14 protein-coding genes, 3 tRNA genes and 1 rRNA gene are annotated in these 14,740 nt (G+C 39.3%); 3 read left to right on the top strand and 15 right to left on the bottom strand.

Annotated features, from left to right (window positions below; translation table 11 throughout):
• Nucleotides 1-7 precede the first annotated feature (7 nt).
• Entirely contained in the window at nt 8-1,507 is a 1,500-nt protein-coding gene (locus EO125_RS06855) for a viroplasmin family protein (protein ID WP_127148232.1), read from the bottom strand.
• Between EO125_RS06855 and EO125_RS10195 the strand changes: the two genes are divergently transcribed.
• The gene (locus tag EO125_RS10195) at nt 1,506-1,760 is read left to right on the top strand and encodes a UPF0236 family transposase-like protein (RefSeq protein ID WP_127148265.1); all 255 of its coding nucleotides are present in this window, start codon (nt 1,506-1,508) and stop codon (nt 1,758-1,760) included. The two genes, EO125_RS06855 and EO125_RS10195, sit on opposite strands and share 2 nt — an antisense overlap.
• 7 nt (nt 1,761-1,767) lie before the next feature.
• Nucleotides 1,768-1,983, top strand: coding sequence for a hypothetical protein (locus EO125_RS06845; protein ID WP_127148231.1), 216 nt, complete (start codon nt 1,768-1,770; stop codon nt 1,981-1,983).
• A gap of 57 nt (nt 1,984-2,040) precedes the next feature.
• Here the strand turns inward: EO125_RS06845 and EO125_RS06840 are convergent, their stop codons facing one another.
• The 4 genes from EO125_RS06840 to EO125_RS06825 all read right to left on the bottom strand — a co-directional run bounded on the left by EO125_RS06840 (nt 2,041) and on the right by EO125_RS06825 (nt 5,822).
• Nucleotides 2,041-4,059: an ABC-F family ATP-binding cassette domain-containing protein gene (locus EO125_RS06840; RefSeq protein WP_127148230.1), complete on the bottom strand. Its 2,019-nt coding sequence runs from the start codon at nt 4,057-4,059 to the stop codon at nt 2,041-2,043.
• 6 nt (nt 4,060-4,065) lie between these two features.
• Nucleotides 4,066-4,467 (bottom strand): type II toxin-antitoxin system HicB family antitoxin, encoded by a 402-nt coding sequence (locus tag EO125_RS06835; protein ID WP_240630453.1) that lies wholly within the window; start codon nt 4,465-4,467, stop codon nt 4,066-4,068.
• A 45-nt stretch (nt 4,468-4,512) separates the two neighbouring features.
• Complete coding sequence (locus EO125_RS06830) at nt 4,513-4,704, bottom strand: type II toxin-antitoxin system HicA family toxin (RefSeq protein WP_164726466.1); 192 nt, start codon at nt 4,702-4,704, stop codon at nt 4,513-4,515.
• Nucleotides 4,705-5,330: 626 nt separating this feature from the next.
• Nucleotides 5,331-5,822: a Panacea domain-containing protein gene (locus EO125_RS06825; RefSeq protein ID WP_127148229.1), complete on the bottom strand. Its 492-nt coding sequence runs from the start codon at nt 5,820-5,822 to the stop codon at nt 5,331-5,333.
• A gap of 130 nt (nt 5,823-5,952) precedes the next feature.
• On the opposite strand from EO125_RS06825, the gene EO125_RS06820 reads away from it, so the two are divergent.
• Nucleotides 5,953-6,312 carry a hypothetical protein gene (locus tag EO125_RS06820; protein WP_127148228.1) on the top strand — a complete coding sequence of 120 codons (360 nt, stop codon included), beginning with the start codon at nt 5,953-5,955 and terminating at the stop codon, nt 6,310-6,312.
• A 124-nt stretch (nt 6,313-6,436) separates the two neighbouring features.
• On the opposite strand, the gene EO125_RS06815 is transcribed toward EO125_RS06820, so the two are convergent.
• From EO125_RS06815 to rrf, 10 genes are all read right to left on the bottom strand, one after another.
• Entirely contained in the window at nt 6,437-7,552 is a 1,116-nt protein-coding gene (locus tag EO125_RS06815; RefSeq protein ID WP_127148227.1) for a glycosyltransferase, read from the bottom strand.
• Nucleotides 7,553-7,728: 176 nt separating this feature from the next.
• Nucleotides 7,729-8,028 carry an HU family DNA-binding protein gene (locus EO125_RS06810; RefSeq protein WP_127148226.1) on the bottom strand — a complete coding sequence of 100 codons (300 nt, stop codon included), beginning with the start codon at nt 8,026-8,028 and terminating at the stop codon, nt 7,729-7,731.
• A 34-nt stretch (nt 8,029-8,062) separates the two neighbouring features.
• Nucleotides 8,063-8,866 carry a nucleoside triphosphate pyrophosphohydrolase gene (gene mazG, locus EO125_RS06805; protein ID WP_127148225.1) on the bottom strand — a complete coding sequence of 268 codons (804 nt, stop codon included), beginning with the start codon at nt 8,864-8,866 and terminating at the stop codon, nt 8,063-8,065.
• Nucleotides 8,863-10,407: a polysaccharide biosynthesis protein gene (locus EO125_RS06800; protein WP_127148224.1), complete on the bottom strand. Its 1,545-nt coding sequence runs from the start codon at nt 10,405-10,407 to the stop codon at nt 8,863-8,865. Before EO125_RS06800 ends, mazG begins: the two co-directional genes overlap by 4 nt.
• A 1-nt stretch (nt 10,408) precedes the next feature.
• Nucleotides 10,409-13,690: a transcription-repair coupling factor gene (gene mfd / locus EO125_RS06795; protein WP_127148223.1), complete on the bottom strand. Its 3,282-nt coding sequence runs from the start codon at nt 13,688-13,690 to the stop codon at nt 10,409-10,411.
• A 150-nt stretch (nt 13,691-13,840) separates the two neighbouring features.
• Entirely contained in the window at nt 13,841-14,023 is a 183-nt protein-coding gene (locus tag EO125_RS06790) for a hypothetical protein (RefSeq protein ID WP_127148222.1), read from the bottom strand.
• 92 nt (nt 14,024-14,115) lie between these two features.
• Nucleotides 14,116-14,199 (bottom strand) — tRNA-Leu (locus EO125_RS06785).
• A 6-nt stretch (nt 14,200-14,205) separates the two neighbouring features.
• A tRNA-Arg gene (locus EO125_RS06780) sits at nt 14,206-14,282 on the bottom strand.
• Between the two features lie 14 nt (nt 14,283-14,296).
• Nucleotides 14,297-14,372, bottom strand: a tRNA-Trp gene (locus tag EO125_RS06775).
• 110 nt (nt 14,373-14,482) lie between these two features.
• Nucleotides 14,483-14,599 (bottom strand): 5S ribosomal RNA (gene rrf, locus EO125_RS06770).
• Nucleotides 14,600-14,740 lie beyond the last annotated feature (141 nt).

The following is a 14,740-nucleotide window of genomic DNA, read 5'->3' as shown; positions in this document are numbered from 1 at the left end:
AAAGCAATTAATATATTATATAATATTCATTTATAAGTTGCAAGCCATCTAAAATTAAATCATGAGCTGTTTTTATATCCGTTATAACATGAGTATCTATTGAATTTTCTGCCCAATGAGAATATGGATGTCGCATTTTGTTATACCTACTATATAACTGATTAAGATAATCTATTTGATTAGAACTTAAGCCTACAGCAGATGAATTATATTCAAAATTTCCTGTTGTTTTATTTTCATCAAAGAAAGCAAAATTATTTCCTTTAAATTTGCCATCTTTCCCTGTTCTAGTTGTATTATTACCCAATTTATCATGTAAAATTCTATGCAAATAAAATTCCATCGCTCTAAAAAGTGGTGTAACCAGACAAGTATAATCCGGCATATAGCCTGTTATCAGTGTATTAAATACTGCGGATAATAAAGTATTTCTAAGCTTTATATCTTTATCATCTATTGGAAAATTAGGTAATAACGTAGAAAAAGCATTTTCAACCTCCGGCTTCTCTACTGTTAAAGCATGATACGTATTTAAGGTTTCTATAACAGCACTATCTGTTGGTAAATTTTCAATCGCCAATGAAATAATTTTCTGAAACAGTAAACTTTGTTTCCCTTGAACATAAGATTTATTGCCTTTGTAGCAGTTAATAATCACTCGTTGACCGTCAAACACAAGTATCAATTTATCTAAGTAATCCTTTGGACTAGATTCTTCCACTTTAATTTTGTCTTTAATATCTTCTTCATTGATTTCATGATTGAGTGATTCTACCATATTAAGCCAATCTTGCTTTTGAAAACCTACAAAATAGATAGATCCGTCATTATATGTTTTATACCCTTGCGACAAGAGAGCTTTTTTGGCTAATTCATCCGCTTTTTCATTATACACAATCCCGCTATGGGCTTTTACATGCTCAAATTCTATATTTATCAACTTTGACTTCTCATCAAAGAATTTGCTATATTCCTGTGAAATCTTGACTTTAGACTTCCATTCTTTCGTTGCCCACTTTTCAATACCTTCATAATCATAAAAAATTTTTATTCTTTGTTTATTTCTTTCAATAGCCCATAAAATAGCCTGTTTAGCACCTTCAATTTCACCTGCAATATTTCTTGAATCCATATAAGTTTTGTCTATAAAAGCCTTATATAGACTGTCTTCTGATTCATTGGTTAAAAGTACAACACCAAAACTGTATTTTTCTTTTCCATCTGCATCTAAAGAATGGCTACCATCTACAAAAGCAATTACTATTCCATCTTCTAAGTTTTTTATTTTCTGTTCTATTTTTTTATTTATTGCAGACCTTTCATCAGATACGCTTTTAATTTCTTTTATATCTTCACAAGATATATATGTTATTGCTTCTTCCTCAGTAGAAAAAGATTTATACACAGCGCCAGAAAATCCCTTAACCTGTTCCTCCGCTTCACTCCAAGTGCCATATATCCCTGGTATTTTACCTACTTTTACTGCATAAAACTTTTTCTTCGCCATAAATCTTCACCACCGTATTCTAAATTTTAATAAACTTCTCCTTGCTCATGCCTATATTATACCACATTTAGCAGATAATAATTACAAAGATAAAGTAACTAGAGAATTTGTATATCTATTAGATGCATTATTAGATCTACCTTCTCATAAACGAATTGAGCCCTACTGTGCCAGTGAAATTATTAAACATGCCATATCTATGAGTTATGAGAAATCAGCAGAAGCTTCTACTCCAAAACGGATCTATCCATGAGTTCGTGATGAAAGCATACAGAGGCGATAACTTCAATTATTTCAGCAACTTAGAAACACCAAAGATTCTATCTTCTATAAAAATAGCTGCTAGGAAACAGCGGAAGTCATATCCATATATTACGTATTCTCCAGCACCTAGAACTGCAATCCCAGATGTAGAAAAGAAAAGTGACGGATGGCTACAAGCAACTACACAAGGTGGACGCAGGATTCTTCGGTAAGAACGAACTCTCCTTTAAAGCTAGGCAATTATTTCTCCAACAAAAACTTGATACCGTCTATGCGTTTCTTTTTTCTTCCAATTCCAACCAACGCAAGGTACTCATATCTAGCTCTTCTACTACTTGTTCTCGTTCTTTGACAGTATTTTCAATAGCGTCATAGTCACTACCACCTTGGGCAATCATAGCATCATAGGCCTTGACCAGTCCCTCTAACTCCGCAATGCGAAGTTCTAATTGTTCAAGTTCTTTCATCTCCCCTAAGGTCAGTTTCTTTTTGGCACTCTCCTTGCTATCTACCGTAGTCTCTACTGCTACTAGATTGATGCTATCTTGCGCCTCTATACCAGCATCAGGTGACCGTTTACTTTCAGCATCCTCTAGCATCCCTTCATTGGCATGGTATCCCATATCCTGTTCCATAGAACTAGGGGATCTGCCTTGTACATGAACGGCATGACGCAATACACCACGCTTCGTCTCACCACCTATGGCACTGGTTAGGTGCGTATCCGCTTCATAATCGGAGTAACCGCCATGATACACCTCGATATGCCCGCCACCCGTGAATACAAAGAGCTTATCTACTACACGATCTAAGAAGTACCGATCATGGCAGACAGTGATGACAATACCACTATAAGAATCTAAGAAGTCTTCTAACACTTCTAAGGTTGGAATATCTAGGTCATTGGTAGGCTCATCTAAGAGCAGCACATTCGGTGCATCCATTAAGATGCGCAATAAAAAGAGTCGACGTTTTTCCCCACCCGATAGTTTGCGTATGGGCAAGCCATGATGGGATGGTGGAAATAAAAAGCGTTCCAACAATTGGCCTGCACTTAAGGAACTACCATCTGGCAAGTGCAAGTACGAACGATTTTCTCGAATATAGTCCAACACCCGTTGGTCTTCTTTAAAGGTTGGTAATTGTTGCGAGAAATATCCAATGCGAACTGTTTCTCCACGACCCATAGTGCCACCAGTTGGTTCCAAAGCGCCTTGGAATAGCTTCATCAACGTAGTCTTACCAATCCCATTAGGTCCTACCACACCGATACGGTCATGGCGCACCATATGATAGGTAAAGTCTTTGATTACATCTCGCCCACCGTCATAAGAAAACGATAGATGTTCTATGTCGAAGATTGTATTTCCCAAACGAGAGGCTAATACAATAGGATCCACGGTACCTACTTTTTGTCGTTTTTCCATAGCTTTCAATTGTTCAAACCGTTGCAACCTCGCCTTTTGTTTCGTGGTCCGTGCTTTCGCACCACGGCGTACCCATTTCAGTTCACTAGCGATTAACTTTCTACGCTTTTCTTCAATAGCATCGAGTTGCGCTTCTCGTTCTTCTTTCAACGATACATAGGTTTCATAGGTCTCTTGAAATTCATATATGGTCTGATTCGATAATTCCCATATGGTATTGCATACGGCATCTAGGAAATATCTATCATGGGTGCTCAATACTACGGCGTCTTTTCTATCTTTTAAATATAGTTCTAGCCATTCAATCGTGGCCTCGTCCAAATGATTCGTAGGCTCGTCAAGCAATAATAAATCACAAGGATAGACCAAGGCTCTGGCTAATGCCAGTCTCCGCCGTTGTCCCCCAGATAATGACTTTGCTGACCCATGTACATCGTGAAAGCCAAGACGAGTCAAAATCATTTTCGCTTCTTGTTCTACAATCCAGCCATCTTCTTCATCCATGCGTGCCAATAATTTCATATATTGCAGTGATTCTGGATCTTGTAAGGCTCTTTCAAAATCTCGCACCAGTGAAAGTTTCGGATGGTCTCCTAGCAAAACATTGTCTAGCAAAGTGGTCGTTTCATCGATATACGGATCTTGCTCCAACCGGTGAATCATAGCTTTCCCATTTCGTTCTATACTGCCCTTATCTGGTTCTTGCGTTCCTTCTAGGACCTGTAATAAAGTTGTTTTTCCTGTCCCATTCACACCAATCAAACCAATGCGATGATGCGATGCTATGGTTACATTTACGTTTTTAAACAATAACCGTGTGCCATAGGATTTTTCTATATTTTGTAATGTTAAGATGTTCATATTCGTTTATACAATTCCTAATTCTTCTTTTAATGCACTTTGTAATATTTTAGAAAAGTTCAGATTCTCTTCTTCTGCCCTATGATTAAGCCAACTAGGAATGGTAAGCGTTTTTTTTACAGCTCGATTATCTGTTTTTCTCAAATATGCTTCTTCATCCCATTTTACTAATCCTATAAACTCTCCCGAGCTACATTGTATATCAGTTGGACTCGTAGGAACTGGAAATTCTTCTTTATCTTCACTCAATGAATATAAATAAAGTCCCAGTGCGTCTTCTGCCATATCCACCGCCTCGGCTAATGTATTACCTTCTGTAACACAACCTAGTAAATCTGGAAAGCTGACTGTATATCCTCCATCTCCATCACTGCTAAAAATTGCTGGATACATTTCTTTTCTCATCATATACCTCCTATTTAAAGTATCTTCCTTATCTATTCTCTACTATAATTATTTAATCCCTGCTTGCTTCAGAATCGTATGTAACGTTTTAGGTTTTAAATCTTCTTTATGTACCGGTACTGTAACACGTCCAGCTTTGCCAGTATGCTTTAACATATGATGTGAACCTCGTATTCGATCAACATACCAGCCATCCTTTTTTAATACTTTCAATAGTTCTTTGGGTGTTACCAAAATCATCACCAACTTTCATTTAGTTATATACGAAATTACTAATTGCATAGAAAAGTAAGCCCTATGCTTACTATAGTACGTGTTTATACGTATGTCAAGCAAATGTAAATAAAATGATTATATTAAAGTGTTCAATTTCTACTTGCAATTTAAGAAAGTCTTTATTTACATAAATTAAAAGGAGTTATATCAAAATGTACTTCTACATATTTGTTACAACTCCTTTTTATATTTACGTTTTATAAAAATAATAATTTCTCAACTTCTTGCTTCGATTATATTTATTTTATACTTTTCTTCAACTTTATCTATTACCCTAGTATATAATCCAGGATACATTTTCTTTACATTAATAATTACCTTCGTAAGCGATGCACGATGCGTAACGGTTTGTTTATGTGTTCTTATATAAGAAACGCATGCCAAGTTCATTAGCGGATAGTTTATAGGTTCTATTTTGATATCATATTCTAAATCAATACATTCTTTATGAGAAATTTTAGACACTGGTAATGTTACCCAGTCATTTTATCCAGCTTCTGCAATGACAAGAATAGGGCGATATTTGAATTTATTTTTTTTGGCTTTCGCATCATAATATGGAAATATTGCTAAACAAAAATCTCCAACCATCACATGCCCTCCGCATCTTCAAATTCATCATAATACATATCATATACTGAGTCATACGGTCTAATTTTTTGAGCATCCTTGTAAATATCTTCAATTTTTATAATATGATTTCCATTTTCTAATGGTGCTACCCCTATACGGGCCTGTTTCCATGAATACTCTTGATGCGATAAGTCGCTCAACTTCCATGATTCAAAGCCACCATATTGATGAATGATATTATTAACGATGTATTTATTTTCATCTGCTATTTCCTTTTCATCCACAAAAGATAAGCCATCATCCGTAAAGTAGTTTCGTACTACTGGACTTACTGGACCATACTTCCATCCTTCTAAGTCTTCTTTAAACATAGGATTACCTGTAATAGCTATTGCTTCTCTTTGTACAAAATAAAGAAGTTTATGTAATTTTAACTCATCAATAGTGACGCCTGCCACTTCTTCATATCGACTAATAATATATTTAGCAACATCTAATACTTTTTCCATAGTAATCCCTCCTTTTTTATTATCATATCTAAAATCTATCACTTTGTAAACACACATTCCTCCATTGACACGCCCACTTTCATGGATTAGAATAAACATAATCTATTCATTATTTTATAAGGAGGTTGTCATGGACACTGACACGGTTCAGCAAGAGTTTGAAGATATTGGTTTTGAAATTGTAGAAGTTGACGAACGGGATGTTCTATTATACGAACTATCTGATGGTAGCGAGGAAGAAGATGGTCAATACGCCATTGTTTCCGATGAGGATGGCCGCATTCCTGTTTCAATGGATACGCCTGTCATTGTTTCTGTGTATGATGATAATGATACATTTCAATGGAGCGTAACACTTTCGAACGGCGAAGAGTTGAAAGACTTGTTCCTACGTGTGGAAAGTGCAGAAGAACTGCTAGATACGTTGCAAGATATTCGCCATGAAAATATTGAGCGTTACGATTCTGAAATGGACTCCTATAGCGAGTAATACAGCAAAAGGCTGTCGCAGCATGTAATATACATGTTGTGACAGCCTTTTTTATTTGCCTGATAACAATAGCACTTACTTGACTAGCTTGTAATCATAGTCGCCTATTGCAATTGAAATGTATTCAGTGATTCTCTATTTTGTGTGCAATCATCTCTTCACAAGCAACTACAATGTCTGCAGCCCCATCAACTTTCCAAGCCTTGGCAGCTTCATGCATGGCCTGTAACCGTTCTTGGTTTTGTAACAAAGCACCTACTACATCATCCAAGTTTTCAATATGTCGTGCCCACTTGCCACAACCTTTTTGTTCTAACAGTTCAGCATTCGCCTCTTCTTGTCCAGGAATAGCATTAAAAAATACCATAGGTACACCAATCGTTACCCCTTCCATACAGGTTAGGGCACCTGGTTTTGTCACAAGTAGCGTTGCTTTCCGCATCAGTTGCGGAATCTCATTAGTATAGCCATAAATGGAAATCGGTGTGCGTAAGGAATCTTTCATGTGATGTAACGAGTTATACAATCCATCGTTCAAACCAGCCACTACATGGATTTCATCGATGCCCGGTACATGGTCTAACCGCTGTAAGGCTTCTTCTACGCATCCTAAGCCAAGTCCACCACCCATGAGCAACACCCGTTTGCATTGATCGCTACCATAGGGTTCCTCTAAAGGTGTAAAGAAATGGCGCATAATTGGAATGCCCGTCACATGGATTTTCTCCAAGGGCACCCCCATGTTTAGCACTTCGTACACCATGGATGGCGTTGCCACATGGTACGCATCAATTTCATCATAGCGCCAAAATTGATGGGCCGCAAAGTCAGTCATAACCGCTACAATGGGTACATCGATTTTCCGATGTCGTTTCAAAACACTAGCCGCACCGCAGGGAAAGGGATGGGTACATACAATCAAATCAGGTTGCTCCTTTTCGATGAGCTTTTCCATTCGATGTTTCAGCATCCACGACACCACCGTTTGGGCTACGCTCCCTTTCCATTCCCCACCAGACCAACGATACACAATGTCATAGAGGAACGGAAAAAAGTCGAGCATCTTGAAATAGGTTTCTTTCAATAGATTATCAAAGGAAAATGTATCTGTTCCGAGGAAGTCCACATGGTGAACTACGGCACTTGGATCCTTCTGTTGCCAATATTCCTGTATGGCCAGCGCTGCTTGCGTATGACCTGTACCAATGGAAGCAGATACGATTAAAATACGTTGTCCCATGTGACCTCCTTTCCTCAGTTACCTTCTACCGATGTACCGTCCCCTATACGATTCATTGCAAAACTACATTACGTCTATTTTATCACAAATTAAAAGAGATACAAAACAACGCCACCATTCCAAACCATATAGGTCTAGAATTGTGGCGTTATTACATCTCTTAGGAATGACCTGAATTATTTTTTGCGAACTGGCGCAGCTGGTCCATTAACAAGATCTTTTAATTGTTTACCTGCTTTGAAAGCTGGGGATTTGGACGCTGGAATTTTCATTTCTTCTTTTGTACGAGGATTGCGACCAGTACGTTCAGCACGAGTACGAACTTCAAAAGTACCGAAACCGATTACTTGTACTTTTTCTTCTTTTGCTAATGCTTCGCCGATTGTGTCGAATAAAGCTTTTACTGCTTTTTCAGCATCTTTTTTTGTCAATTCAGCTTTTGCTGCAACGCTTGCAATTAATTCAGTTTTGTTCATGATTGAACCTCCCTTAAAAATAGTATCCTTTAACTTAATCATTCGAGTTAAGTTTCACCTTCGCCGCATCCCAAAATTCATCTAGCTCTTCGAGAGTAAAATCTTCCCATTTTTTTCCACTTCGTTGAACCTCTTGTTCTACGTATGAAAAACGCCGTATAAACTTTGTATTCGTGCGGTGTAGTGCGTTTTCTCCGACTATTTTATACCATTTAAACAGATTTATCAAGGAAAAAAGTACATCTCCTCCCTCTTCTTCTGCTTTTTCTATATCTTTTTTGAATATTTCTTGTTTAAATTCATCTATTTCTTCATAAAACTTCGCCCATACCCCTTCTTCCGTAGGCCAATCAAAGCCTACTTTACTTGCTTTTTCTTGCAATTTTTGAGCTCGCAACAGTGCCGGTAAGCCTGGAGAAATTCCATCCAAAATAGATGTGCGTTCATGACCTTTTTCTTTTGCTTTCAATTCTTCCCAAGTAGCTAATATGTCACCTACAGTTTCTCGATCTGCGGTTTGAAATACATGGGGATGACGCCGTACCATTTTTGCCGTAATGTCATTAACCACATCTTGCATGGTAAAATGTCCATTTTCCTCTGCTACACGTGCGTGGAACACAATTTGTAACAACAAATCGCCTAACTCTTCTCGTAAATGGTCCACATTTTGTTCATCGATAGCTTCTAATGTTTCATACACTTCTTCTAACAAATATCTGCGTAAGGAACTATGGGTTTGTAATTTGTCCCAGGAACACCCCTTAGGACCACGTAATTCAGCTAATACATCCACCAATGGATCCAATGTAAAGGAACTCATTTCTTTTTGACTCATTTAGCGCCTCCTTTCTTCATAGCTTGTTTCACCAAGCTTTTACACTCTTTCAAATCCATCGTCTTCGTAATGCCCAGTGCCAACACATAGAATACAATCCCTAGAACGATAGATAGTGCCACGCTCATCGTGTTCGATAGGATAGTACTCATGAAATTATAGACCATCACTGTGCCGCCCCCCATAGCTAGGGATGAAAACAGTACTTTTCCTATTTCTATGAAAGATACTTGGAACGATGTACTGCGATACAGTATATATAAGTTGACCACTGCTGCCATACCAAAATCTACATTCGTTGCCCACGCAGCCCCTTCGATACCCCATTGGGGAGTTAGATAGAGGTTCAACAAGACTTTCAAAACAGAGCCTAATAGCAATGTAAACATAGGGATTGCCGTCCGTCCTAAGCCCTGCAAAGCACCTGTGGTAACCTGTTGTACACCTAATAACCAAATGCTAGCACTGAGTACCGCAATGGCACCACCTGCATGAGGAGTATCAAACATCATCTGAGAAATAGGGGTAGCCAATACACATAACCCTACAAAGGCAGGAATGGTCACAATATTTGTCATCCGTAGTGCCGTTCCCATACGATGATGGATTTCTTGCTGATCTCGTTCACTATGTAATCTAGAAATAGCAGGTACTAAACTCGTTGCTAGAGACATGGTCACGATGACAGGTAAACTAATTAGGGAAGTAGCCATCCCTGTCAAATATCCAAAGGCTGTAGTCGCCTCTTCTTTACCATATCCCGACAGCATCAGCTGTTGTGGTACCAACCACAAATCAATAGCTCCTATGAGAGGAATCATAATATTTGCCAACGCCACAGGAACGGCCAACACAATTAATTCTTTTATAATCGATGTCCGTGATTCTAAGGGATAGTGTTGTCCTTCTAATTTAGGTTCTCGTCCATAATAATAGAGCAACACTAGGAATCCTAAGCCTACACCAATGACAGAAGATAAGGCAGCACGGCTAGACGCCAATTCAATGCCCTGTGGCAAGAAATACATAGCTGCCCCCACCATGACCAGTACACGTCCTAACTGCTCGCACACCTGAGATATGCCTGTTGGTAGCATATTTTGAAACCCTTGAAAGTATCCCCGAAAGCACGCTAGCAAGGATACAATACCAATGGCAGGTGCTACTGCTAATAAGGCTCCCTCTGCTCGGTTATCTGTAATGAGTCCCACATCAATAACATAGGGTATGGCAACATAAAATCCTATACTGAGCAATACTCCCATGAGCCCCATGGTGGTCAATGCGACCTTGAAGATATGCCGTGCTCCTCGAAAGTCCTCTTGTCCTACTTTGCGAGCAATCATAATAGAAATTGCCACTGGTAACCCTGCTGCGCCAATACTAATGATGAGTTGGTACAGAGAATAGGCCATTTGGTAGAGCCCTACCCCTTCACCTCCCAAAATGCGGGCTACGATGACCTTACTGATGGCGCCTATGACTTTCACCAGTAGCCCTGCTACGGTTAAAATCATAGCTCCTTTCATAAATCCTGTCATACTAGCTCTCCTTTGGAAGTTTCCGTTCAAACTCACTCATTACCTGTTCTACCTGGCGGATTACATCACCAGATTGCAAAATATATGCCCATACCGTTGGATTCGATCCACGATGCTTCATATGTTTCCATATATCTTCACTGATGGCGCCCATATCCCAGTCTTCCATTTTCGATTCATCTTGCCAAGTGAATAGAATGTTTCCATCTTTCCGGATGACGCTCTTCATACCTAATGCACGAGCACGTTCCTTAATACCTGCCAACTTAATAAGACGTTCCACGGGTTTCGTCGGCGACCCAAAACGGTCAATCAATTCATCCACAAAATCATCTAAACCAGCTTTTGTATCGATTTGCAATAGACGTTGGTACACAGAAATCTTTCGAGCCTCATCATGAATGTAAGCACTGTCAATGAAAGCATCGATGCCCACATCCACTACTGGCGCTGGCAATGGTCGTTCTGGCATATCTTTTTTCTGTGCTTTGGCGATAGCCTCTTCTAACATCACTGCATACATAGCAAAGCCGACGGCAGCAATATTACCATGCTGTTGAGCCCCTAATAAATTGCCGGCTCCTCGAATTTCCATATCTCGCATAGCTAGCTTAAATCCTGCCCCCAATTCAGTAAATTCTTGGATGGCTTTCAACCGTTTTTCCGCACTTTCATTCAAAACCTTATCTGGACGATACATGAAATAGGCATATGCCCGCTGGCTGGACCGTCCTACTCGTCCTCGCATTTGGTACAACTGTGAAAGTCCCAAATGATCTGCATCGTAAATAATAATGGTATTAGCATTCGGAATATCTAAACCCGTTTCAATAATGCTCGTACATAAGAGCACATCATATTGCCCTTCTGTAAAGTCTTGCATCACATGTTCCATCATAGCCCCTGCCATTTGACCATGTGCCACCGCAATACGTAAGTCCGGCATGGCTCGTTGCAGCTGTTCTTCCATATGGGTAATGGACTGTACCTTGTTATACACAAAGTATACCTGTCCACCTCGTTGTAGCTCACGGCGGATAGCTTCCGTTACTACTTGCATGTCGAACTCGACCACATAGGTTTGTACTGGCAAGCGTTCCATTGGCGGTGTATGGATCACACTCATTTCACGAACCCCTACCAAGGACATATGCAAGGTACGAGGAATCGGTGTGGCACTGAGAGTTAAAATATCGATATTCGTAGCCCATTGTTTCCACTTTTCTTTTTGTGCTACCCCGAATCGCTGTTCCTCATCCACAACTAACAGACCTAGCTTTTTGAATTGAATTTTTTTATTAAGTAACGCGTGGGTGCCGATTAAGATATCTACCTGTCCATCTTGTACGGCTTTGATGATATCCTTCTTTTCTTTGGCAGAACGGAATCGATTTAATACTTCTACACGTATGCCAAATTGTGAAAACCGGTACAAGAATGTTTTATAATGTTGCTCTGATAATACTGTAGTTGGTACTAGCATAGCTACTTGCTTCCCACTCATGACAGCTTTGAACATAGCCCGCATAGCCACTTCTGTTTTACCAAACCCTACATCACCGCATAACAATCTATCCATTGGACGCGGCGATTCCATTGATTCTTTAATTTCTTGGATAGCTTGTAATTGGTCATCTGTTTCTTCATATGGAAACTGGTCTTCAAACTCACGTTGCCATGGTTGGTCTGGTAAAAATGCATAACCATCAATAAGTTCTCGTTTTGCATAGAGTTCCACCAATGTATCCGCCAAATCATCAATGGATTTTTGAGCTTTTGTTTTTGTTTTAATCCATTCTTTACCGCCCATTTTATGTAATTTAGGTGTAACCCCTTCATTACCAATGTATTTTTGCAGTTGGTCCAAATGGTCTGCTGGCAAGAATAGCCGATCTGTACCCGCATAATCGATTTCAATATAGTCCCGATGAATGCCTTCCGTCTCAATCGTTTTGAGCCCTCGATATTTACCAATACCGTGGATGCTATGTACAACATAATCGCCTACACTAATATCCGTAAAATATTTTATTTCCTGGCCCTTTTCTACTTTCTTCCGAATTTTTTTCTTCTGAAAGCCGAAAATATTCCCTTCTATGATGACCGTCAGATTAGAATGAGGTAACTCAAATCCCTCTGAAAGTATGCCCTCCACAATGAGCACTGCTGGCGCAGTCCATTCCCAGTGCTCTCGATGCACATAGGATATTTTATTCTCTACTAACGCATGTTCTATGGCTTCACGACGTTGTTGATTGTGCAACACCAATACAATTTGTCGCTCTAAAGAAGCATTAAACTTGATGTCATCCATGAGCATAGGAATCTGCCGTTCATAAGAGGCAATGGATTTCCCCAGCATACCAATAGTTTGCACTTTCCCCCATCCAGCAGAACGTTGCATCATACTAAATAAAATAGTGGTATGTGCCTTAGAAGATGCTTTCCACTCTTTCCAAAGCATATATAACTCTTCATTTGTGGTATCTTCCTTGTGAACCTTCCCTAAGGCTTCTTCTAACCGTTTCGGCTCATCCAAAATCAATAGACCTTGCTCTAAATAGGAAAGAATTGAGTATATTTCTTCATCATTCTCTGCATGGATAGGTAACACCATACATTCCTCAGTGTCCCCCATAGAGCGTTGTGTATCCACATTAAATTGACGCATCGTATCAATGGTATCGCCAAAAAATTCAATGCGATAGGGAGATTCACTTTGGATAGGGAATACATCTACAATATCTCCACGTACACTAAAATGACCACGATATTCCACCTGGTCCACTCGTTCATATCCAATTTGCACTAATTTTTCCAACAAATGTTGTTGATCTATATCTTGCTCAGTCTGTAGAGTTATCATATGATTTAGCACCGTAGAAGGTGCCCCTACAAACTGACTTGCCTCTTCCACAGTAGCCAATACAATTACAGGCTTACCTAAAGCTAGGTTACCTAAGACTTCCATACGCTTTGCCTGCGTATCTAAACTCTTTGCGGTCCACTGTGAAAGTGCTCTATCCACAATGGGATACGATAATACCTTAACTTCTGGTAAGAGACATTGTATATCTCGCTCCCACATTTCTTTGTGTGCCTTATCATGAGTCACAATCAAAGTCTGTTGTTGTCTATCGTGTATCATAGCTTGACTGTAGATAAACGATTTCTGAGAACCTCCTAACCCATAGATTTGTGTAGCTCCTTTTCTATAAAAGGCATCTATGGTATCTTTCATTGTTCCTTCTATATCTAATATAGGTTTATATGTCAACGACATATACCATTTCCTTTCCTATTAATTATGATATTGTAGTCCTTGCTACATTAGTAAACTATACTACATCATCCTCATGAACAAAAGAATCCAGTAATTTAAGTATATCAAAAATACAAGAAAAAGGGCTATAGTTATCTATAGCCCCTATGATTATTCTAAGTTTTCTTTAATCGCCGTATTTGTGGATTCTTCAATATAATGAAGGGCTGCATATATTAAATACCCACCTACAGTAAGACCGAAGAAAAAAGCTTTGAAAATTTCTTTGTTCCAACGAGTTTCACGTAATCCAGAAATCGCAGATGCTAAAAAGCTTAAATCTGTAACTTTCATAGCAACCTCCTTTTTAATACATATATTAAGAACATTATTTTACAAGACATATACAAAAAAAGCGAATATAACTATTCGCTTATCTTCTAAAATGGTGCGGGAGAAGGGACTTGAACCCCCACGCCAATGGCGCCAGATCCTAAGTCTGGTGCGTCTGCCAATTCCGCCACTCCCGCATAAGATGGTGACCCAGGAGGGATTCGAACCCCCGACCTTTTGATTCGTAGTCAAACACTCTATCCAGCTGAGCTACTGAGTCATATGTAATTTAGTTGGCAGGGGCAGTAGGACTTGAACCCACAACCAACGGTTTTGGAGACCGCTACTCTACCAATTGAGCTATACCCCTATCTTTACGACTTAATCAGTATAACGTAAAGTTGATACTTTGTCAAGTGATTCTTGTAGCAGAACCAAGGTATTTAGCTGGGCTAGCATTTGCTAGCCCCCGCTAATGTAAATCAGCAACTTCCTATCCTTCCAGGCCGTTTCCAGCCAAGTACTTTCGGCGTTTACGAGCTTAACTACTGTGTTCGGGATGGGAACAGGTGGTTCCTCGTAGCCATCGTCACTGAATTTGTCAGGGTGTTCCCTGAAAACTACATAGAAGAATAATATATTAACTTACAAGTTTTATTTAAGTAAAGCCCTCGATCTATTAGTACCAGTCAGCTCCATGCCTTACAGCACTTCCACACCTGGCCTATCAACCATGTC

Origin of the sequence: Veillonella sp. VA139, assembly GCF_003992005.1 — a bacterium.
Classification (GTDB): Bacteria; Bacillota; Negativicutes; order Veillonellales; family Veillonellaceae; genus F0422.
The sequence above is the reverse complement of the archived record's forward strand: the minus strand, read 5'-3'. Positions and strand labels throughout refer to the sequence as shown.

Coding starts and splice junctions, on each gene's coding strand:
- EO125_RS06820 (WP_127148228.1), top strand. CDS start 5,953: ATGGACACTGACACGGTTCAGCAAGAGTTTGAAGATATTGGTTTTGAA.
- EO125_RS06855 (WP_127148232.1), bottom strand. CDS start 1,507: ATGGCGAAGAAAAAGTTTTATGCAGTAAAAGTAGGTAAAATACCAGGG.
- EO125_RS06830 (WP_164726466.1), bottom strand. CDS start 4,704: ATGATTTTGGTAACACCCAAAGAACTATTGAAAGTATTAAAAAAGGAT.
- mazG (WP_127148225.1), bottom strand. CDS start 8,866: ATGAGTCAAAAAGAAATGAGTTCCTTTACATTGGATCCATTGGTGGAT.
- EO125_RS06815 (WP_127148227.1), bottom strand. CDS start 7,552: ATGGGACAACGTATTTTAATCGTATCTGCTTCCATTGGTACAGGTCAT.
- mfd (WP_127148223.1), bottom strand. CDS start 13,690: ATGTCGTTGACATATAAACCTATATTAGATATAGAAGGAACAATGAAA.
- EO125_RS06810 (WP_127148226.1), bottom strand. CDS start 8,028: ATGAACAAAACTGAATTAATTGCAAGCGTTGCAGCAAAAGCTGAATTG.
- EO125_RS06835 (WP_240630453.1), bottom strand. CDS start 4,467: ATGATGAGAAAAGAAATGTATCCAGCAATTTTTAGCAGTGATGGAGAT.
- EO125_RS06790 (WP_127148222.1), bottom strand. CDS start 14,023: ATGAAAGTTACAGATTTAAGCTTTTTAGCATCTGCGATTTCTGGATTA.
- EO125_RS06845 (WP_127148231.1), top strand. CDS start 1,768: ATGAAAGCATACAGAGGCGATAACTTCAATTATTTCAGCAACTTAGAA.
- EO125_RS06825 (WP_127148229.1), bottom strand. CDS start 5,822: ATGGAAAAAGTATTAGATGTTGCTAAATATATTATTAGTCGATATGAA.
- EO125_RS06800 (WP_127148224.1), bottom strand. CDS start 10,407: ATGACAGGATTTATGAAAGGAGCTATGATTTTAACCGTAGCAGGGCTA.
- EO125_RS06840 (WP_127148230.1), bottom strand. CDS start 4,059: ATGAACATCTTAACATTACAAAATATAGAAAAATCCTATGGCACACGG.